The organism is Faecalibacterium longum, from assembly GCF_040094125.1.
Classification (GTDB): Bacteria; Bacillota; Clostridia; order Oscillospirales; family Ruminococcaceae; genus Faecalibacterium; species Faecalibacterium longum.
On the sequence record NZ_JBBNIH010000180.1, the window covers coordinates 13,626 to 33,567 of the forward strand.

The following is a 19,942-nucleotide window of genomic DNA, read 5'->3' on the forward strand; positions in this document are numbered from 1 at the left end:
AAATAAAAAAAGAGGTGCAACGATGAATACAAGACAGGCGAAGCCAATAATACTCACAGCCCCGGCCTTTGAAGACTTCAGAGGATATCTTGCCGTGCCATACGACCAATCTATAAATTTCACTGTTCGACAGATCAACCAGGGATACAGCAAGAAAGCGTTCACGCTGCGTGGTATGCATTTTCAGGAAGGGGAACACGCACAGGCGAAGCTGGTGTCCTGCCTGCATGGTTCGATTTTCAATGTGGCTGTGGATCTGCGCCCGGGGGAAACCTATGGTCATGCTTACAGTGCGGTGCTGTCTTTTGAAAATCGAAAGCAGATGTACATACCGCGTGGTTTCGCTCATGGGTATCTGACGTTGGAAGATGATACCTTGATGCAGTGGTGTGTGGATAATGATTTCTGCGGTGAAGCTGCCAAGGCTGTGCGGTATGATTCGGATTTTGTCTGAGAAGGTGATACGTGGCCGGGAGCTGAGTATATAATATCGGAAAAAGATCGGAATGCTGTGAGATTGGAGAATTTTTGTGGGAGATAAAAGACCATATAAACCAAGAAAACCCGGTGCCGGCCGGAAACCGTTGAAGCCGAGCTATGATGCGGCAGCTATCCTGCAGGAACAGATGGAAGCGGCTGTGGCTCTCTATACCAATAATTCCCTTCAGACAATCGCAGACATACTATCTCTCAATCCCATCAAGGTGCGAAAGCTATTGATCACAGCCGGTGTTTATGAATCTGAAATTGCAGATGCGGTGAATTCTGCTTTTGAGGGAAAACGGGGAATACCTTATAAAGAAGCGTTGGAAGCGGTGGCAGCAGAGCTAAATCTGTCAAAGGCATCGGTGACTTCTTATTTACCTTATAAGAAAGGCGTGTATTTCAGAGAGGATTTTGTGATCGAGACCAGATCAGCGTTATGGCAGAGGGGCTTCGACGAATGCGGCAGAGGAAGAAAGCAGTTGAAGCGTTGCAGAGCGGTCATGATGAACAGCATCTCTGGAAGTGTGTGGTTGCTTTTCAAGGATACCGGTTCAAGACGATATCCGGATTGCCGTTTTCCTATAAGATCAAGACCGGGCGGAATGGGGAACTGACCAAAGAACTGTGGATCGATCGTCGAGAAGGTAGCAAGAGCCTGACGTGGAGTTCGGTATTGCTTGCACTGGGGAATATAAAAGGAGAAGTGGTAGATCGCCCGAAAGCTCTGGGCGATATCCGGGGCGTAACTTACATATTCGGAATGTTCTACCGGTTCGGGCTGATCGATGTGCCAGATGAGGTGAAGGAGAAGATGAAGCACCCGAAGCAAAATATTGGTAAGCAATGAAAAATTCAGCTGCTATGTATAGAACTGTGAGGTAATATCCATCCTAACCAGGGAGCAGAATGTATGGCTCACGGTTAGGAAGGTAGGTAGCATTATAGAAAAACTGAAAGAGATGCTGGAAGAGTATTTGAAGAAAACGGAACCAGAGTATTATCCGCCTGTAGAAAATCTGCTGGATCTGATCTACGAGCATTACACGGAAAACAACCCAGTAGAGAAAAACACAGTTGCCGGAAAAGTCGCAAAGGAAAAAGAAAAGGAACTGGAAGAGTGGATGCGTGGCTTGGATGGTATGGATAGGTTGGTAGATGACTATGTTGGAGATAAGATTCCACTTTGGGAAAAAATCATGGACCAGCAGGGAACGGTGTGCTGTGCATGGGAGAAGACTGCTTTTGAGGAAGGCATGAAAGTCGGAATCAGGCTCATGATGGAAGCTATGACGTAAGTGCGATTCGTTCCATATAGGTTGCAATGGAAATAAAAAATCCCTCACTGTGATGTATGTATAGCTATCAGTGTGGTCTTCAGAGTATTGAAAACCGTGCCAATGTGCAGACGAAAGGCAGTGGGTTTGACCAGTATGTCGATTTCAACATTCGATTGAGCAAGAACTCCTCTCAGCCATCGAATCAAGGTTATGTCAAACTTCTTCAGGGAATGATGTCCATGGCGGATTTTATTGGAAAATTCTCGGAGGGGTACAAATGCTGTTATGTTTGCGAAATCGAAGAATTTGAGACTCTTCCGCAAGGCGCAAAAAGCGGTATTTATGAAAACACACTCTTATTCGGCTATACCTCGACCCGAACCGACCTGGTGTCCTTTTTGTGTTTTGTGGTTCTATCTGGAAAAGGCAGTCTGAAATACGAAGGTGTGGATTATGAACTGGGAGCAGGAGACTGTGTGTTCATTGACTGCCGAAAAGCCTATAGCCATTCCACCTCGGATGACCTTTGGTCGCTCCAGTGGTGCCACTTCTATGCACCATCTCTTCCAGCTGTATATGAAAAGTACAAAGAGCGAGGCGGCCGACCTGTGTTCCACCCGGCGGATATTGAACCGTTCACTACACTTCTGACGGATATCTACGATTTGGCATTATCTTCCGATTACATACGAGACGTGCGGATCAATGAGAAGTTGGGTACTCTGTTAACTCTCCTGATGGAACAGTCATGGCATCCAGAGAGCATGACGGTGAGCCGAAAGCGGCTGGAATTAGCAGCCGTGAAGGAGTATCTGGACGAGCATTACACGGAAAAAATCGCACTGGATGATCTGTCTGAACACTTCTTTATCAATAAGTTCTACTTGTCCAAAATCTTTAGAGAAACATATGGAACGACGGTCAACAACTATCTGATCTCAAAGCGGATCACCAGAGCCAAGCAGCTGCTCCGATTTACGGACATGACTGTGGATGAAATCGGTGCGGCAGTAGGAATGGCGGATGCAAACTACTTCAGCCGGATGTTCCGAAAAGTAGAAGGCATCAGTCCAAGGGAGTACAGAAAGCCAATAATAATTGAAACACGGCGTTTTGAAGACTTCCGGGGATGGATGTCTGTGTCAGCAGAGGGATTCCATGTGCTTCAAATCAACCAAGGATTCAGCAAAAAAGCTGGAACGCTGCGTGGACTACACTTTCAAGAGGGTGAATACGTGCAGGCAAAGCTGGTATCTTGTCTGCACGGGAGCATATTTAATGTGGCTGTGGATTTGAGACCCGGAGAAAACTACGGTCATGCGTATGGAGAGATTCTGTCCTTTGAAAACCAGAAACAGATGTACATTCCGAGAGGCTTCGCCCACGGATATCTGACCTTGGAAGATGACACCCTGATGCAGTGGTGTGTGGATAACGATTTCTGTGCTGCTGCGGCTAAAGCCGTGAGGTACGATTCGGAATTCAACTGGTAAACGAATCCGTGGCCAGTAATGGAATATATCCTCTCCGAAAAAGATAAAAGTGCCAAGTCCTTGTAAGAACTGGTGAAGTGTGGTTTAATTAAATCATAAAACTAATCTTTATCCTCGACTCCGTCCCACCCTATGTACCGTACTTCTACATCATCAAAACCACTCCAGTTCAACCTTTGTCCACAGCGGTCGCAAAAGCGTTGATACCCACGATTCTACAATACTCATTGGAGGTGTAAATCACATGAAAAATAAATTAGATTGGTTCGATGATAACTGGAATTGGGATGTACGGTCCACACGAGTACTGCATGAGCTTCTGCTTTCCCCTACTTACCGGTGGCCGAGGAAGGTGAATGAGGTGTGTTCCTATAAGTAGGGCGCGGAATTTCCAAGGTGTCCACGTTGTGGAAGCGCTATGGATCTATCACATGAATTGTGGGAGCGTGAGCTCCCATTGCTGCTCGAAACTTTGCATACCTCTCCGTGGTGAGCAGCAGGCAACACATGAGAATGTGGCTAAGATGCAAAGAAGTTAAGTAATGTCTAAAATATGTTTATAGAGATAAGACAAGGTATTAATTGATACTATAACATGCAAATCATTGGATACAATGTGAAGGAGGAATCTTGGTGGAAGAAAATCTTGTTCACCATAACTTGGATTTTTTGAAGATTCTTGGGAGATATACATTAGATAGCAAGATGTTAGTTTGCCAAAAATACTCAAGTAGAATTATGAGCCGCTCGATGGTTGATTTGAACAAGGCTTGTGAAGAAAATATCATGCCCTGGGAAATTGAGGCATTTGCGGCTTATTCAATAGTTTATGATAATGATTGTGCATCAGAAGAACTAGACGGAAAAACATTTGCAGAAACGATTACTTTGATAAGGAATTACTGGCATGAAGGTTTAACCGCAGCGGAAGAAAGCGGAGATTATCCGGAGTTTTTTATGATGATCTCTGCATTGCAGCAGTTTCCGGTTCAGGGAGTTTTTATTCAAAAACTATATAGGTATCATTATTTTTTTACTTTCCAAAATAGTAATTTAGATATGAGAAAGGTGCTTTTTGATAAAATGGGAGTTGCTTATGAGCAACTAGAAGAACTTGCCTTTCTTGTGTTTTATGGGTTTAGCCAAGAAGTTCAGGATAAACTTGAAGAGTCTACAATTCAGAAGATACTTGAGAAAGCTTTTTCTGATACAGATGCTGTGAGATTACTTTCTATCGAAAAAGATGATTATAAAAAGGAACTATTTTCGCTGTATAAGGATAATATAATTGATCAATATTATGGATTGAAAATTCAGTATCTTTATCCATTTATATCAGGAAAAGATTTTACATACATTCCATCGCCATATCTTGTAGTGAATGCAGTGACTGAGTCAATGTTAAATCGGGTGACATTTAGAGATAATAAGTTGCGGCGAGCTATAGGAAAAGAAGTAATCGAAAGCTATCTTTATAATATTGTAAGACAACTTGATACAGTTACATGGATATCACCAGAACTGCTATACAAAAAGGGAAAAGATAAACTCTTGACTTCTGATGTTATTGCAGCTGAGGGAGACAATGTGATTTTCTATGATACAAAGGCAATTACACCAAGCTTAAAGTTGAGAAAATTTGATGTTGCGGAAATCGAAGCGGATATTGAGATTTATGCAGAAGATGTAATACAAATTTATAATCAAATTAACAATTATTTGCAGGGATGTTTTCAATTGGATAAACAATATTTAAAAGATAAAATATTCGGTATTGTAGTTGTCCTAGAAGATGCCGTTGTTTCCAGAAAAAAGGTGTATGAAAAAGTATATGAAATACTTGAAAAAACAGAAACCTTAGATACCGAAGAAAAAAACTATATTTGTAGCCATATAAAAGTGCTTCCCCTTCGAGCAATTGAATGCATGATTTTGCAGAATACAAGTTTATTACCAGAACTGATAGAGCAGCTTAGCAAGCCAGAAAGATGGTATGATTACACATATACAAATGCGACTATTGAAAATGGGAAAATACCTTTGTATTCTAAGTATGAAAAAGATTTAAAAAGTAGAATAAAAAATCGTATTATGGGTTAATTGCTCATTAGACTTTATTGACTCGTAAATTATAAATGAAAGAAGGACACACTTATGCCCAGAACCAAAGGCGGCAAGAATAAACCGAAGATCACCACCGACTTCACATCCCAAATCGCAGAAAAGCAGGAATCCATCGCTTCTCTGACTGCCGAAATCACTTCCATTACCGCCAACATCGACACACTGAAAGTTGACCTGAAAAAGAAGAAGACTGCTCTCAAGTCTGCCCAGAAAGAACTGACGAAGCTGGAATCCAAGAAAGCAACCGCCGATCAGAAGGCCGCCGAAGTGGCGAAGAAGAACGAAGCAGAAAACCTCGTGAAGAAGCTGTTGGCCAGCGGAATGAGTGCAGATGAGATTCTCGAAAAACTGAAATAAATGAATTGCCGCGTGGCTATCTCTCGGGGGACAGTCGCACGGCTTTTTGCATTACGGATATATAATTTGTAACGGAAATAAAACTTGCGAGCACAAAAATACATAAGCAGTCAATAAGCACCCGTTGATCCCCTCCCCCAAAAATGAGAACCTCGAAACCAAAATGCTCAAAAGGGTTTAAGTTATATGACAATATGTAAGAATAGAGTTTGGTCGCAGAAAGAAACATTCAAGAGGTTCTTCTGTTAGGATCTTACCACATCTTAATTTCTGCGATTTTTTCATTTTTTTTGAAATTTCCTAGAATCTATTAACGCACTAAACGGCGTTACCTTTCAACAGAAGGCTTATGACTGCGTACTACTTTACAATTTTCATCGCATATTTTTTAAACAATTGACTTTAGTACGGAAATTAATTCGGAAATTCCATTCACGCTAATATCAATATAAGGATACAACATTGCTTCCTCTTTGAAATCTATATTTAACGCGATTATTTTCTTGTTGGGAAAATATTTTTTCTTTAGTGCAATCGCATATCCGATTTCACATGATACACTTTTTCCGAAAGGACAAACCGCTAATATGATGTCACAAATTTCGATTTCAGAGAAACATTTCTCTGAAACAAGAAGCATATTCTCTTTGTCCGTTGCATTATTATTGATGGTTTCAGGGAGAAATGCATCAATGCCATTGTTCTTTAGAGCTTGGTATATCTCGTTATTTATTTTTTTATGTGCAATATACTTTGATGCGATATAAACTTTCATAACTATTCCTTCTTTAGAAAAATGTATAATATAAAAAGTAAAATGGCGATTATTATAGATAAGGGGGCACTTTGCATTTGTGTGAGAAAATCTAGTAATGTCATTTTGTTGACAAAAGAAATGAAAAAAGGTGTTATAAATAAACCCATAATTAATGATGGCAAAAATGGTGTTAAATAATGATTTAAGAGTGTTTTAAGTTTTATGTTGTTTGCGAAAATTTTCTGAGAAGAGTTTTCGATGTCCTCTTTTTGAGAAGTGAGATCATTCTCTTTATGTACAGCTTTAGATGGTTCCATTTTGGCTTGCGTTAAAGACCCATCTTTGTTATGTATTGGACAGGGAATATCTTCATATACTTTGGATTCTTGAGCGTCGGTTTCTTCTGAGTATTTCGCACGGATACTTTCTTTGTATCGACCGGATGATGGTGTTCGGAGCTTGAGGATGACCAGTTGACAAATAGGAATTCTACGATCCAATTCGACTGTCCGTGGAGATAGGTTGATTAACTGCAAGGGAATTGGCTGTCCATGCCCCGGATTGATGAATTCTTGGCAACAATGAACCATGATTCCTAGACGGGCAATGCTGCTGCGTCCAGTAAGAATTCCTGCAAATTCTTCGGATAGCCTGACAGTTTCTAGTGTTGTTGTTAATACAACATCCCCAGGATTGAGAACTAGGTTTTCGTCAACATCTAGGTCGTATGGAGTAGTATATCTCTTTTGAAGGATACTATCATATTTGATAGTATCCTTTTCGTTTAAATTGAACTTCTTATAGTCAGGACGAAAGCGTAAATCGATTGAACCGAGTTGAAGTTGTTTATCTAAATCAAATGCCCAATCGCCTTTTTGATATGTATCAATTTCTATACCTTTTCCCCAAAATTCTCTTATGTCAACATCTGACAATACGCCGCTATCATATAAAATATCGGACATTCTCGGCTTTACTCCTTCCGGGTATTATTTTAATTCATGTTGTGAGGTTAAAAAATAATCACAGATTCTTTCGCTTTGTGAACTGACATATTGAGAATGAACAAAAATACATTATAACTATAATTCTAGTATAGCATGATAAAGTAGTAGCATCAAGTGAAATTAATAGAACAAGCCTAGCGATGTTATAGGGTTACAATAAAAACACAGACGGAACGCCTTCAATATTTGCCTTCTATGAAATCTTTGAGTTTGCTGATGTCCTGCAGGACGAACTGTGAATACCTTTCTTTGTCACTGCCCTGCTTGCAGTATTCGTTCAACATGGAATACAGGGAAGAAGCGACATTCCTTGCAGGCCTGGTCAGACAGTTGCTCAAAAACTGAAGACGATTTAAGTATGGAGTGGCTTCCTTGTGAGAAGAACAGCCCATGATGCGGTCTTTGCATCGTGTGATTTCATCGTATAATTGACGTGTAAGCGTAGTAGTACCTCCCAAATCAATCATTGTCTTCTGCCCGGATGCGGAGCAGTTCATCTATTTCATTGTTACTCGCCGGTCGCACTGCTGGCTTATCATTGCGAGTGACTGCTCCGCAGTCTGGACAGCGGTCTGGCAGTGTGTTTGCCTCAAAGCAGTAGTGGCAGGCATCGCAGTAAAAGTAGTTCATGAGGGAGTTACCTCCGTCAAAGTAAGTATATCACCAAACGGGATGATGGTCGATAGGTCTTTGCCAAGAGAAGTCTTTGTGCCAGTCGAGATTCGCAGTTCGCTGGCAACTGGGTCGATGACCTCGACAGTGCCGGAAATATTCTCATAGTAGCCGCCGATAAAATAACGGACAGAAATTGGCTGGCCTTTCCTGAGACGGCAGAGTGTGTCGGACAGTTTGGCCTTTTCTTCTTCAGATAGTTCTATCCGCTGGACTTTCAAGTGGTCCTTCCCCTCAGACGCAATCTCATCCTCATAACCGCGCAGAGCAGCAAACGGGCTGAAAATCTTGGCTCGGTTTTGGATAGTCATGCGTGATTTGATGGGAGCCGGCCGGGAGAGGGAGAGTAGGTCGGCGTATTTAGATTGAACCGCTCTGCCTTCTGGCGTGTTCTTGTAGTCCATTGTACTCCCTCCGCTCATTATTGAAACTGTCCGCAGCACTTCTTGTATTTCAGACCGGAGCCACATGGACAAGGATCATTACGGCCAACCTCTTGTGCAAATATAAACTCTAATGCCCTGACTTGATCATACCAATCAACAGGCAAAGTGTATCTGTCTCCAAATATAGATGTCTGCATGGCGTGATCCCTTACAGTGCAGAGGCGAATGAGTTCTGCCACCAAAGGAGAATTAGTAAGAGCTTGTCGGTGACTCGGAATGGTAATTCCATGATAGCAAACGGAAGAATCAAACAAGAAGAGAATTCGCTTTTCGTTATAACTATGTGGGGTTATATCAATAAGTTTGCCATCAGGTGTTCTCCAAATGGCGTGGGCCTCGGCATCAAGGAGCATGTTTCCGCGTTGCCATACCGCCCAACCAGAAATCATCGAGCCACCATATTGTTTGACCATCCGAGGAACATTATTAAAGCACTCATTAGGAGTGGCCCAAGATGCTGGACAAACATCGATGTATTCCGGTGACGAATCAGATGTGATAGAAGCACAGAAATCTATAATAACCTGTGTGATTCTTGCAGGAGTAGTTTCTCTTATCATACGAATCTCCTTTACTCGGCACGATGGCCACCGATTTGCTTATTCCGTTCTTTCATGGTGGCTCCGTCTAAATAGTTTGTGCCTTTCAGCACGGCGTTCTTGCCGAACTTCTTTTTCAGCCCCAGCATGACCTCTTGGAGCTGCTTTTCCTTTTCCATCTTGGTTGTGTCTGTGAATAGATTGACTTGGAAGATTCCTTCGTCCTTGACCACACGGTTAGCCGCGATGGTGATCCGTCGCACGGTTAGGGTTTTGTCAGCAATTTGGTCGAATAGGGTGGCGGCCACCTTGATGAGTTGGCTGCCGAGGTTGGTCGGGTTATCCAGCTTCGTACTGCCGTGAGCACCCTTCGGAACAGTGCGGCCGTAGTGATCAATGTGTACCGGACCTCTGTACTTTCCGCTGTCGCAGTTTTCCCGGTCATAGCCCACATCCAATGTCAGGCTATCCGTAACCAGTCCTTTATCTGTTAGTTGCAATACTAAGCTGTCAGCCATCTCCATGATAATAATTCTGGCTTTGTCATATGGGTAAGGGCAGGAGAGAACCAGTCCTTCGGAGATACTGTTGGTGCTGGGTTTGTAGGCTTTGATCTCTTTTATGCTGCAGGGTTCCAGCCCCCAAGCATGGTCGATCAGCAGTTCGGCATCAACACCGAATTCCCTATATAAGATATCCTGATTGACGGTGCTGAAATATGCCAGCTCGCCCATCGTATGGATGCCATGCTTTTCTAGCCGCTTGACGGTGCCGGGACCGGTCATCCAGAAGTCTGTGAGCGGCTTGTAATCCCAGAGGAGATAGCGGAAGCTCTCTTCATCCAGTTCAGCGATGCGGACCCCGTCCTTGTCTGGCGCGGCGTGTTTGGCGGTGATGTCCATTGCCAGTTTCGCCAGATATAGATTCGTACCGATCCCGGCAGTGGCGGTGATGCCAGTCGTATAAAGCACTTCCCGGATTATTGTCATGGCAAGGTCGTGTGCTGTCATATTGTAGTGGGATAAGTACGAGGTGGCATCGATGAACACCTCATCGATACTGTAAACCACGATGTCCTCCGGGGCAATATACTTGAGGTAGATGCCATAAATCTGCCGCGACACCTTTTCATAATATGCCATCCGGGGTGGTGCAACAAGATAAGAGAGTTCGAGTGACGGGTCGGCGGCAAGCGATAAGGAATCATAGGAGGCAGAGGAGAAGGATGGTTTGCCGTCCTTATACACAGCCTTTCTTAATCGTACCGCTTCCCTTAACCGATTCGCATTGACCTCTTTGACCTTTTGCATGACTTCAAATAGTCTGGCGCGCCCCGAAATCCCATAGGCTTTCAGGGAAGGAGACACAGCGAGACAGATGGTTTTCTCAGTGCGGGAGGAATCTGCCACGACCAGATTTGTGGTAAGCGGGTCGAGGTGTCGAGCGGCGCATTCTGCACTCGCGTAATAGCTTTTAAGATCTATTGCAAGATATATGCGTTGCATCGCGTGATCCCCTCCTTTGCGGTGCGTTATTTTGCTTTTTTCAGTTTATCTATCTCTTTCTGAAGTCGTTCAATCTCGCGGTGTTGCTTTTGGAAGATTTCTTCGTTTATCTTGATGTTCTGATTATAGGTTAGTGCGAGTGTCATCAGAGCCAGACGAAGATCTTCATCTGGAATTTCTGAACATGCTTTCGCCATTTCATCCCGGTCAACGATACCACCGAGATTGCTAAGTTTTTCTATCAAAGTCATGATGCTCCTCCTATTTATTGAGCCGTCCGTTCAACGAACCACCGGCCTAACCGGCCATTGAAGCGTGGATCGAGGTGTTCAAAGAACAGGTGCTTCTCCTGCTCCTGGATGAGTACGGTGAAGCAATCACCAGAGTAACCGTTATCGGCAGTCCCGGCGGGGCGGAAGTCGCGCACTATTTCGATGGGGAAGGTACGGCCATCCGACCATGTGATCGATGTCGGCTGCATAAAACCGGTTGGGTCGAAGGACGAATCGACCTTCACATAGACGCGCTCAGTCTTTGCTCGATGCTGAATTGCCATTGCATAGGTCATCCTTCCTATTATAAATGTCCGGCATCATCCGAGATCGTACCTAGAAAATTGCGGCTAGGCATATCAGGAAGATGCAAGTGATTATCACTGTTTATCTGTTGGAGCTTAAGAAGCGGGAGATTGACATTGGTTCCGAGGTTGTGAGCTATTTGAACAATGTCGAACCCTTCACGAGCGAGTGAATCAATCTCTTCTTCGTCCAACAGAAGGTTGGCTGCGAACAGATTCGCCTCATACTCTGTGGTATTCGTGATGTCGAACAGCTCAAACTCCATAAGTCCGGTATCGGTCTTGCCAAGAGGGCGGTGGAGAAGAGCGTGTCCCAGCTCGTGCGCACATACGAGCTTCTTCATCTCAGTGGACAAGTTGGCATTGATGAAAATGAAGCAGTTGTTTAGAATGACTTTGAATGCGCCTTTCTGAAGTTTGAAGTCATGGCATTCCAGAATGGTGATGCCGAGACAATCTGCGAGTTCAAATGGGTCACTGGTGCCATAACGTCGAAGCAATCGACGTGGCAGGGTAGATGCCTGCTTACTGATCATTGTTGCGGTTCACTCCCCATTATATATGTGAGATGCCCTTATGAATCGGAATTGCTGTCGGAAGTGCTTCTGTACTTTTTGGGCACGAACTTCCGGTTCTTTTCTTTTGCAATCCAGTAAGCCTCCTGAATCGCTTTCATCATGGCATCCATGTCCTCTTCGGCGAGTTCACCGCCAGCGTAAAGGCCAGATACTTCTTTAATAAGTCGTTCAGCCTGCTCATGTCCGCGGGAACCGTATTTCTCGGTAGCCTTGATCACAAAGTCTGCGTTGTCATCTTTCAGGGATTCCAGTTCCACGTTAAGTGCAGCGGCCAGCAGCTCATAGCTTTCCTTCTGCTTCGGAAGGCGTTCGCCGCTTTCGTAGTTCTGGATGGTGCGTAAAGCGATGCCGGTCATATCGGCAAGCTGACGCTGAGAATAGTGGGCTGCTAGGCGCGCAGCTCGAACCTTTTCCCCGAATTTCATAATGATGACCTCCATGATGATTGCAAATTCTTTTCATGTTGCGCTTGACATGACGCAAGTTGAATCGTATAATGTGTTCACAAACGCAACTTGCATATTTATATTAACGCATGGAGCGCAACTTGTCAAGAGCGAGATGTAGAATAAACAATGAAAAGTTGTGGATTGGAGGACGGCTATGGATTACGGAATTTATACGACCCAAGGTAAAAAGGTGCTGCTGGGAAACCGAGCCACGGTGAATGGGAGAGATGCGATAGCCTATGTGAAGAATGGACGTTTGCAATCCTATGCCTATATGGATGATTTTGCATTCCAATTCTATTCTGGGCCGCGAATGAATTTTACAGATTCGTCAAAGGGAAAACGCATCTGACAACAATGTACGAGCTTGACTCACCTCAGGATGTGTGAGCCAGCATGACTTTTTCGATACTGCCTGTAGGTGCTGCTCGAATACGTAGTAAGCCGAGGTAGACTTTTAGATGACCTTATATAAGGTTGTCCAAAGTCTACCTCGGCTTTTTTGTTTTCAGGCGGTCTACCGTGTCAGTTTTTCAGGGGGGAACTGAATATATAGAGAGTTTTAAGATCGCAAAGTGTTATCCCCCTATCTGTTATGTGGTCTAAGGCTGTTTTGCTACATAATAGGTAGCAAAATGTGAATCATGCTACATGATAGGTAGCGGTCAAAACATCATACAGCTCTTATAATATAAATGTAGAAAAAGACTGCAAATGAAAGGCAAAGGGAATGACAGGTAAAGAGGAAACAGGAATTTTCACATTATATAGTGATGTAGAAGCAACAGCTGTTCGTTGGTTGTGGTATCCGTTCATTGCAGTCGGGAAGATCACATTGCTGCAAGGCGACCCCGGTGACGGAAAGTCTACCATGATGATGAATCTGATTGCGGAGTTGTCAAAAGGTGGAACAATGCCGGACGGTAAGCAAGTCGGGATACCGCAGAAGGTCATTTACCAGTGTTCGGAAGATGATGCTTCGGATACCATCAAGCCAAGGCTGGAAACATGTGGCACAGATTGTAGGAATGTGGCTTTTATAAATGAAGAAATGAATAGTGGCTTGACGCTTGATGATGAACGTATCAGAAAGGCGATTATACAATTTCGTCCAAAGTTGGTGGTCATTGACCCGATACAGGCATATCTGGGGAGTGATTCTGACCTTCAGATTGCAGGCAGGGCGAGAAAGCTGATGCAGCGTCTTGGAATGTGGGCATCTGCGTATGACTGTGCAGTTGTATTGATTGGTCACCTCAACAAGAAAGAGGGGACAAAAGATTTGTACCGGAGCATTGGTAGTGTGGATGTTGTGGCAGCAGCCAGAAGTGTTCTGCAAATGGAGCATGCTCCGGAAAACAAAGACATTCGCATTGTGCGACAGATTAAGAACAATCTGGCTCCATCTGATGGAGAGATTCGTTTCTCAATAACGGCCGAGGAGGGCTTTCGATGGCTAGAGTGTAGGATTCCAACTGACCCGGAAGCAGAGTCGGAGCCTCCGAAGTTTGAATCAAAATCTGAGAAGGCAGCGTATCTGATCAAGAAACTGCTTTCCGATGGAGATATGAGATCCAGAGAAATCTATATGCGGATGAGCGATGAAGGTATCAGTCGCAGGACAGCAGAAAATACAAAAAAAGAGTTCGGTATCCGAAGTTATCGGAAGATGCGCCAGTGGTATTGGAGCATAAGGCCGGAAGAATGAGAGGAAGTACATGGGAAGCAGTGGAGTAGAGGCGGTAGACCGCAAGCAGAAAATCAGAGACAGATATAAGGGGGTGGATGCTTCTGAATTGGAAGTTATCCCGGCAAAGGCGGTGGAGGGGTTTGGAGAAAGCACCTCTGTTCGGCGTGTTGCGGCTTATGTCCGTGTTTCCACTGACAATGATGAGCAGACTTCTTCCTATGAACTTCAGAAAAATTACTATACAGAGTATATAAAGGCACAGCCCGGATGGGAATTTGTCGGCATCTATGACGATGAGGGCATCAATGGCACTTCACTGGAGCATCGCAAAGGAATGCAGCAGTTGATCGAGGACTGTAAGGCGGGAAAGATAGACCTGGTTCTTACAAAATCCATCGCTCGTTTTGCCTGAAACATTGTTGACTGTCTTTCAGTTATTGAGACGCTGAAAAATCTTGATCCGCCCGTGGGTGTAAAATTCGAGGCAGACAATATCTATACGCTGGACAGCAATGGCCGCATGATCCTGACCATTCTGGCATCTGTGGCGGAGGAAGAATCTCATTCCAAATCAATTATTATGAACTGGTCTATTGACCGGCGGTTCAGCCGAGGTCTGTTTTTGACACCGGCATTGCTGGGATATGATCAGAACGAGGATGGCAATCTTGTGGTAAATGAAAGTGAGGCACAGACGGTTAGGGTCATTTATTATCTGTACCTGAATGGCTTTTCATATACTGAGATTGCAGAACTTTTGACCGAGTACGGCCGTAAAACCAAGCTGGGTAATACAGAATGGAATCCGGGTACCATAGTTGGCGTTATTGCAAATGAACGCCACTGTGGGGATGTGCTGGCAAGAAAGACTTTCACGCCGAACTTTCTTACACATAAGTCAAAGAAAAATAACAATGACCGGACGCAGTATCGACAGAGGGATCACCATGAGGCGATTGTATCCAGAGAGGTTTATAATGCAGCCAATCATCTGAGGGCATCCTGCAACTATACAAAAAAATAGGCCGTTGTCGGTTCTGAGTGTGGTGGATGATGGTATTCTTCGAGGATATGTGCCTTTTGATAAGGACTGGACTGGTTTCTCGGCAGAGGAATACCGGGAGGCTTCTGAAAGTGTAATGCAGGAAGAGCAAGAGAATAACGCAGAGGTCATGAACCGACTGAATCTATCGGGATATGAGGTAGTACGGGCTCAGTATTTTTCTACACTACAGAACCCGGCAATGACAATCTCCAATGGTAAGCTGCGGTTCAATACTTCCTGTCTGAAAAAGTTTGAGGATGTGGAGTATGTGGAACTGCTTCTGAACTCGGTTGACCGCTGTGTTGCGATTCGGCCATGCGAAAAGGGCAATCCGAATGCTATTCACTGGGGAAGGCTGAAAGAGGGACGCTGGTGTGCAAGTACACTTGGCTGTCGTGGCCTGGCTAAGACACTTTTCGACATTATGGAATGGGAAGAGGGTTTGAAGTATCGTTTCCGGGGGCAGTTTGTGGAACAAGGGGACAATAAGCTGATGCTTTTTGAACTGGATGAGCCGGAGATGATCAAAATAGAGGAAATCGTTCTGCCATCGAAAGAAGAGGAAGCCGAGGGCAAAACGGTCAAACAGATGATTTACATTTTTCCACCAGAATGGGCGGGAACTTTTGGACAGCCAATCACAAGTATTGCACAGGTTGGCATTTTGCAGCAGGAGCATTATGCAGGAAATTGGGATGTACTCCGGCCGGCAGCAGAAATTAAAGAAATGAATACATTTACCGCAGATGGTTTGAATAAACTGCTCCATGAGGCGGAAGAAATAATGGAAGGATGGACTGACACGAATGAATGAGGAATACACAAGTACGACCACACTGACGGAGCAGACAGTAGAAAATGAGAGGGATGCACGAACAGAAGAACGGCAGAACACTTTTTCATATGACGGATACCAGGTCGTGCGAAAGGAACTGTTTGCACATCTTCGTGACCCTGCGATCGTAATCCGTAAGGACAGTATCACATTCAACACGGCTTGTATCACAGGTCTGGAGGATGTGGTTTATGTGCATGTTATGTTCAATAATGATTTGAAGCGCATTGTTGTGCGTGGCTGCGATGAAAATGATAAGGATGCTCTGCGCTGGTGTATTGCAAAGCCGGATAAGCGTAAGAGCCGAAAGATGAGTTGCAAGCCTTTTGCGGAGTTGGTCTATAAGGAAATGGACTGGGACAGTGAATGTAGATATAAGGTGCTGGGGTATAGGATTACTTTTGAAGGGGAAACTCTGTACGTTTTTGACCTGCTTGTGCCAGAAATCTTCCATGAGAGGCAAAAGCGAAAGGAAGAAACTGTAGCAGAACAGCCAGCAGACCAGGAGACTAAGCCTGTGGATACTCGGAAGGGATTTTACCCGGATGATATTGCGGGTACTTTTGGCGTGCCTGTAGAAGAACACCTAAGAGAATCAGAAGTCCGACAGATGGATGGTTATGTATCAATGGGAGTTTTGACAGGAAGGACAGTCCCCGATACCGGGCTTGACTAAAAAATAATTTTATAATATCAAGGGGGAAAGTACGCCCTTTTTTGGAGGTGAGAAGATTGCAGGAAAGAGAACAAAAATGGTATTCCGGGATGCTGGGAGTGACATTCAATGCGAATGAAGGAAGAATCACTATCTTTCGCAGCATGCTGGAGGCACTTGGATGGCCAACGTATTACCGATTTTTGTACAACTGGAAGATGGGGCAGATTGCAGTCCAGGCATGTAAGGCAGAGAATGCAGGGGCGCATCGAGTGACAAGACTGAATGAAACCAACAGCTGTGAGATCAAGTGTGTGGCCTTTTCCAGAATGATCTATCAGGATGCCCATTGGAATATGAAAAGATCATACAGACTGGACGGAAAATTATTCCCGGAACAGAACCTTGTGAGTTTTCCCATTTTGGATGCGATTCCGATAGAAAACGGAAAAATACTGGAGGCGGCTGTAAGCCCCACAGTTGCCCCACGTCAGGCAGAAGCCAGCCCATCGCAAAACAATCCCAGTTCGGCAGTAAATGCCAACAGAGGGGCTGTCTGAGGGGCGTGTGGGCAAGGCAGGCAAAGAGCAGGGGATTAAGCTGCCAGCTTGGTTAGAATCCAGTCGGCTACGGAAACGCAGCCAGCAGGAAGGGAAACGCCGGGGCAGGAGAATAAGTGATTTTTCTCACTTATCTCAATAAAAAAGTGATTATAATCACTTGTATAGAAATGGTAAATAAGTGAGTTTTTCTGTCACCCCATGATAATTACATAAAACGAAATAAGTGAACATAATCACTTATGAACCCAGAAAAGTGAATAAAATCACTTATAAGCGAAAAAGTGAGCTTTTTGAAAATTAAATAGAAAAATGAATCTCTTGGAGCTACTGATCTGATGGTCGGTGGCTCTTTCCTTTTTGCCTAAAAATGAACGGAAAAATCGAAAATGTACCTACATAAGACTAAAAATGAAAATTATACTCCACCCTGTTGCTATTTTTCCGGCGAATTAGAGGTGGTGGAATGTCTACCTCAAACTTTCAGTGGCGGCATGATGGTCTGGGCTGTATAAATGACTATGTTGAGAATCAGCATTTCAACACAATCATTGTTGCAAACGAGAAGGCGATTCGAGAGCAGGAAGCGAATAAACTAGAAAGTGATAAAATAGCAATAGGCTACGCTGAAATCAAGGAAAAGGTTGTTGAAAGGCAGTTGGCCTTTCAAAGTGAGGTGCCAGTGAAACAGGACGAGCTAAGAAGCAATCCGACCAGCTGATTGACAAAAACCAATATTGTGCAAATAGAACACTGCTTTAGCACTTCAGGTAAGCCACCAAAATCTATAAAATATAATTGTACGATAAAAATATACTCAATACATCAAAAGATAAATCATTTTTTGAGAGAGGAATAAAACACATGAAAAAAGCACTGATCACCGGCATCACGGGTCAGGACGGCTCCTATCTGGCAGAGTTCCTGCTGGAGAAGGGGTATGAAGTCCACGGCATTGTCCGCCGCGCTTCCATCTCCAACACCGCTCGTATCGACCACCTGATCGAGAAAAATGCTATCCATCTGCATGACGGCGACCTGTCTGATTCCTCCGGCCTCATCCGTCTGGTAGGCGAGATCAAGCCCGATGAGATCTACAATCTGGCTGCACAGAGCCATGTTCAAGTCTCCTTCGATGCACCCGAATACTCCGGCGATGTGGATGCATTGGGCGTTCTGCGTGTGCTGGAGGCTGTCCGTGTCTGCGGCCTGACCAAGACCTGCAAGGTGTATCAGGCTTCTACCTCTGAGCTGTACGGCAAGGTAGAGGAAGTTCCCCAGCGTGAGACCACTCCGTTCCATCCCTATTCTCCGTATGCAGTTGCAAAGCAGTATGGCTTCTGGATGGTCAAGGAGTACCGCGATGCTTATGGCATGTTCGCTGTCAACGGTATTCTGTTCAACCATGAGTCTGAGCGCCGCGGTGAGAACTTCGTTACCCGCAAGATCACGCTGGCTGCCGGCCGCATTGCCGAGGGCCTGCAGGATCATCTGGAGCTGGGCAACATGGATTCTCTGCGTGACTGGGGCTACGCTAAGGATTATGTCGAGTGCATGTGGCTGATCATGCAGCAGGAGAAACCGGACGACTTCGTCATTGCTACCGGCGTACAGCACACGGTCCGTGACTTCACCGAGAAAGCTTTTGCCGCCAACGGCATCACCCTCCGCTGGGAAGGCACCGGCATTGATGAGAAGGGCTACGATGTTGCCACCGGCAAGATGCTGGTCTGTGTGAATCCTCAGTGGTTCCGTCCCACCGATGTGGACAATCTGTGGGGCGACCCCACCAAGGCCAAGACCGTTCTGGGCTGGAACCCGCAGTCCACTACTTACGAGCAGCTGGTGGAGATCATGGCCAAGCACGACCGTGAGCGTGCAAAGCGCGAAAAGGCACTCAAGGCAGTTCTGTAATTTGGAAAGAAGGCAGTCTTATTATGATGGAAAAGAATGCTAAGATTTATGTTGCAGGTCATCGCGGCATGGTCGGTTCGGCTATCGTTCGTGAGCTGCAGCGTCAGGGCTACACCAATATCATCACCCGCACTCACAAGGAGCTGGACCTGACCCGTCAGGACGCTGTGGAAGAGTTCTTCGCGCAGGAGAAGCCGGAGTATGTGTTCCTGGCAGCTGCCAAGGTCGGCGGCATCGTGGCCAATCAGGAAGCACTGGCTGATTTCATGTATGACAACATGACGCTGGAGATGAACGCCATTCACTCTGCATGGAAGAACGGCTGCAAGAAGCTGGAATTCCTCGGCTCCTCCTGCATCTACCCCCGCATGGCTCCTCAGCCCATGAAGGAAAACTGCCTGTTGACCAGCGAACTGGAAAAGACCAACGAAGCCTATGCACTGGCTAAGATCAGCGGCCTGAAGTACTGCGAGTTCCTGAACCGCCAGTATGGCACGGACTATATCTCCGTCATGCCCACCAACCTCTATGGTCCTAACGACAACTATCATCCCACCCACAGCCATGTGGTGCCGGCGCTCATCCGCCGTTTCCACGAGGCCAAGGAGCAGGGTCTGCCCAGCGTTACCTGCTGGGGCGATGGTTCTCCGCTGCGTGAGTTCCTATATGTAGACGATCTGGCAAACCTGTGCGTCTTCCTGATGAACAACTACTCCGGCAACGAGACGGTCAACGCCGGTACCGGCAAGGAGCTGACCATCAAGGAGCTGACCGAGCTGGTCGCCAAGGTCGTGGGCTACACCGGCGAGATCAAGTGGGATACCACCAAGCCCAACGGTACGCCCCGCAAGCTGCTGGATGTGTCCAAGGCCACCAATCTGGGCTGGACCTACAAGACCGAGCTGGAAGACGGCCTGCGCCTGTCCTACGAGGACTTCCTGAACAACCCGATGCGTGCAGAACGTTAAAATAAACG

The 19,942-nt window shown here is 45.2% G+C and carries 26 protein-coding genes; 17 read left to right on the forward strand and 9 right to left on the reverse strand.

What is annotated here, in order from left to right:
* The first annotated feature begins 22 nt into the window (after positions 1 to 22).
* The 7 genes from AAAU26_RS14210 to AAAU26_RS14240 all read left to right on the forward strand — a co-directional run bounded on the left by AAAU26_RS14210 (position 23) and on the right by AAAU26_RS14240 (position 5,737).
* Positions 23 to 454, forward strand: a complete 432-nt coding sequence (locus AAAU26_RS14210; RefSeq protein ID WP_227618560.1) for a dTDP-4-dehydrorhamnose 3,5-epimerase family protein — start codon at positions 23 to 25, stop codon at positions 452 to 454.
* 76 nt (positions 455 to 530) lie between these two features.
* Positions 531 to 1,100: a hypothetical protein gene (locus AAAU26_RS14215; protein ID WP_227618559.1), complete on the forward strand. Its 570-nt coding sequence runs from the start codon at positions 531 to 533 to the stop codon at positions 1,098 to 1,100.
* Positions 1,055 to 1,333: a hypothetical protein gene (locus AAAU26_RS14220; RefSeq protein ID WP_349181109.1), complete on the forward strand. Its 279-nt coding sequence runs from the start codon at positions 1,055 to 1,057 to the stop codon at positions 1,331 to 1,333. Before AAAU26_RS14215 ends, AAAU26_RS14220 begins: the two co-directional genes overlap by 46 nt.
* A 112-nt stretch (positions 1,334 to 1,445) precedes the next feature.
* Positions 1,446 to 1,781, forward strand: coding sequence for a hypothetical protein (locus AAAU26_RS14225; RefSeq protein ID WP_217208875.1), 336 nt, complete (start codon positions 1,446 to 1,448; stop codon positions 1,779 to 1,781).
* A 56-nt stretch (positions 1,782 to 1,837) separates the two neighbouring features.
* A complete protein-coding gene (locus AAAU26_RS14230) occupies positions 1,838 to 3,256 on the forward strand; it encodes a dTDP-4-dehydrorhamnose 3,5-epimerase family protein (protein ID WP_227618558.1) in 1,419 nt (472 codons plus the stop codon).
* Between the two features lie 633 nt (positions 3,257 to 3,889).
* Positions 3,890 to 5,356, forward strand: a complete 1,467-nt coding sequence (locus tag AAAU26_RS14235; protein ID WP_227618557.1) for a hypothetical protein — start codon at positions 3,890 to 3,892, stop codon at positions 5,354 to 5,356.
* Between the two features lie 54 nt (positions 5,357 to 5,410).
* Complete coding sequence (locus tag AAAU26_RS14240; RefSeq protein WP_158394578.1) at positions 5,411 to 5,737, forward strand: hypothetical protein; 327 nt, start codon at positions 5,411 to 5,413, stop codon at positions 5,735 to 5,737.
* Positions 5,738 to 6,125: 388 nt separating this feature from the next.
* On the opposite strand, the gene AAAU26_RS14245 is transcribed toward AAAU26_RS14240, so the two are convergent.
* The 9 genes from AAAU26_RS14245 to AAAU26_RS14285 form a co-directional block, all read right to left on the reverse strand.
* Entirely contained in the window at positions 6,126 to 6,512 is a 387-nt protein-coding gene (locus AAAU26_RS14245) for a nucleoside 2-deoxyribosyltransferase (protein ID WP_158394577.1), read from the reverse strand.
* Between the two features lie 2 nt (positions 6,513 to 6,514).
* Positions 6,515 to 7,459 carry a dCTP deaminase gene (gene dcd / locus AAAU26_RS14250; RefSeq protein ID WP_158394576.1) on the reverse strand — a complete coding sequence of 315 codons (945 nt, stop codon included), beginning with the start codon at positions 7,457 to 7,459 and terminating at the stop codon, positions 6,515 to 6,517.
* Positions 7,460 to 8,127: 668 nt separating this feature from the next.
* A complete protein-coding gene (locus AAAU26_RS14255; RefSeq protein WP_160141190.1) occupies positions 8,128 to 8,577 on the reverse strand; it encodes a YolD-like family protein in 450 nt (149 codons plus the stop codon).
* A gap of 17 nt (positions 8,578 to 8,594) precedes the next feature.
* Entirely contained in the window at positions 8,595 to 9,179 is a 585-nt protein-coding gene (locus AAAU26_RS14260; RefSeq protein ID WP_158394574.1) for an SEC-C metal-binding domain-containing protein, read from the reverse strand.
* Between the two features lie 11 nt (positions 9,180 to 9,190).
* On the reverse strand, positions 9,191 to 10,663 hold the full coding sequence (locus AAAU26_RS14265) for a Y-family DNA polymerase (RefSeq protein WP_217208899.1): 1,473 nt from the start codon (positions 10,661 to 10,663) through the stop codon (positions 9,191 to 9,193).
* A gap of 26 nt (positions 10,664 to 10,689) precedes the next feature.
* Positions 10,690 to 10,914, reverse strand: a complete 225-nt coding sequence (locus AAAU26_RS14270; RefSeq protein ID WP_158394572.1) for a hypothetical protein — start codon at positions 10,912 to 10,914, stop codon at positions 10,690 to 10,692.
* 14 nt (positions 10,915 to 10,928) lie between these two features.
* Positions 10,929 to 11,219: a hypothetical protein gene (locus AAAU26_RS14275; RefSeq protein WP_217208901.1), complete on the reverse strand. Its 291-nt coding sequence runs from the start codon at positions 11,217 to 11,219 to the stop codon at positions 10,929 to 10,931.
* Positions 11,220 to 11,239: 20 nt separating this feature from the next.
* The gene (locus tag AAAU26_RS14280; RefSeq protein ID WP_217208904.1) at positions 11,240 to 11,776 is read right to left on the reverse strand and encodes an ImmA/IrrE family metallo-endopeptidase; all 537 of its coding nucleotides are present in this window, start codon (positions 11,774 to 11,776) and stop codon (positions 11,240 to 11,242) included.
* Between the two features lie 38 nt (positions 11,777 to 11,814).
* On the reverse strand, positions 11,815 to 12,243 hold the full coding sequence (locus tag AAAU26_RS14285; protein ID WP_217208907.1) for a helix-turn-helix domain-containing protein: 429 nt from the start codon (positions 12,241 to 12,243) through the stop codon (positions 11,815 to 11,817).
* A 178-nt stretch (positions 12,244 to 12,421) separates the two neighbouring features.
* Here AAAU26_RS14285 and AAAU26_RS14290 point away from each other — a divergent pair, with 178 nt between their 5' ends.
* The 10 genes from AAAU26_RS14290 (at position 12,422) to AAAU26_RS14335 (ending at position 19,934) form a co-directional block, all read left to right on the forward strand.
* The gene (locus AAAU26_RS14290) at positions 12,422 to 12,619 is read left to right on the forward strand and encodes a hypothetical protein (RefSeq protein ID WP_217208909.1); all 198 of its coding nucleotides are present in this window, start codon (positions 12,422 to 12,424) and stop codon (positions 12,617 to 12,619) included.
* 378 nt (positions 12,620 to 12,997) lie between these two features.
* Positions 12,998 to 13,975, forward strand: a complete 978-nt coding sequence (locus AAAU26_RS14295; protein ID WP_158394567.1) for an AAA family ATPase — start codon at positions 12,998 to 13,000, stop codon at positions 13,973 to 13,975.
* 10 nt (positions 13,976 to 13,985) lie between these two features.
* Entirely contained in the window at positions 13,986 to 14,369 is a 384-nt protein-coding gene (locus AAAU26_RS14300) for a recombinase family protein (RefSeq protein ID WP_217208916.1), read from the forward strand.
* A gap of 108 nt (positions 14,370 to 14,477) precedes the next feature.
* Positions 14,478 to 14,981, forward strand: a complete 504-nt coding sequence (locus AAAU26_RS14305; protein ID WP_227618556.1) for a recombinase family protein — start codon at positions 14,478 to 14,480, stop codon at positions 14,979 to 14,981.
* A gap of 49 nt (positions 14,982 to 15,030) precedes the next feature.
* Complete coding sequence (locus tag AAAU26_RS14310) at positions 15,031 to 15,816, forward strand: hypothetical protein (protein ID WP_227618555.1); 786 nt, start codon at positions 15,031 to 15,033, stop codon at positions 15,814 to 15,816.
* Positions 15,809 to 16,513 (forward strand): hypothetical protein, encoded by a 705-nt coding sequence (locus AAAU26_RS14315; RefSeq protein ID WP_227618554.1) that lies wholly within the window; start codon positions 15,809 to 15,811, stop codon positions 16,511 to 16,513. The genes AAAU26_RS14310 and AAAU26_RS14315 overlap by 8 nt, the downstream gene beginning before the upstream one ends.
* A 56-nt stretch (positions 16,514 to 16,569) precedes the next feature.
* Complete coding sequence (locus AAAU26_RS14320; protein ID WP_227618553.1) at positions 16,570 to 17,052, forward strand: hypothetical protein; 483 nt, start codon at positions 16,570 to 16,572, stop codon at positions 17,050 to 17,052.
* A 466-nt stretch (positions 17,053 to 17,518) separates the two neighbouring features.
* Entirely contained in the window at positions 17,519 to 17,773 is a 255-nt protein-coding gene (locus AAAU26_RS14325; RefSeq protein WP_158394562.1) for a hypothetical protein, read from the forward strand.
* Positions 17,774 to 17,916: 143 nt separating this feature from the next.
* The gene (gene gmd, locus AAAU26_RS14330) at positions 17,917 to 18,966 is read left to right on the forward strand and encodes a GDP-mannose 4,6-dehydratase (protein ID WP_227618552.1); all 1,050 of its coding nucleotides are present in this window, start codon (positions 17,917 to 17,919) and stop codon (positions 18,964 to 18,966) included.
* Between the two features lie 23 nt (positions 18,967 to 18,989).
* Entirely contained in the window at positions 18,990 to 19,934 is a 945-nt protein-coding gene (locus AAAU26_RS14335) for a GDP-L-fucose synthase family protein (RefSeq protein WP_158394560.1), read from the forward strand.
* Positions 19,935 to 19,942: the final 8 nt, after the last annotated feature.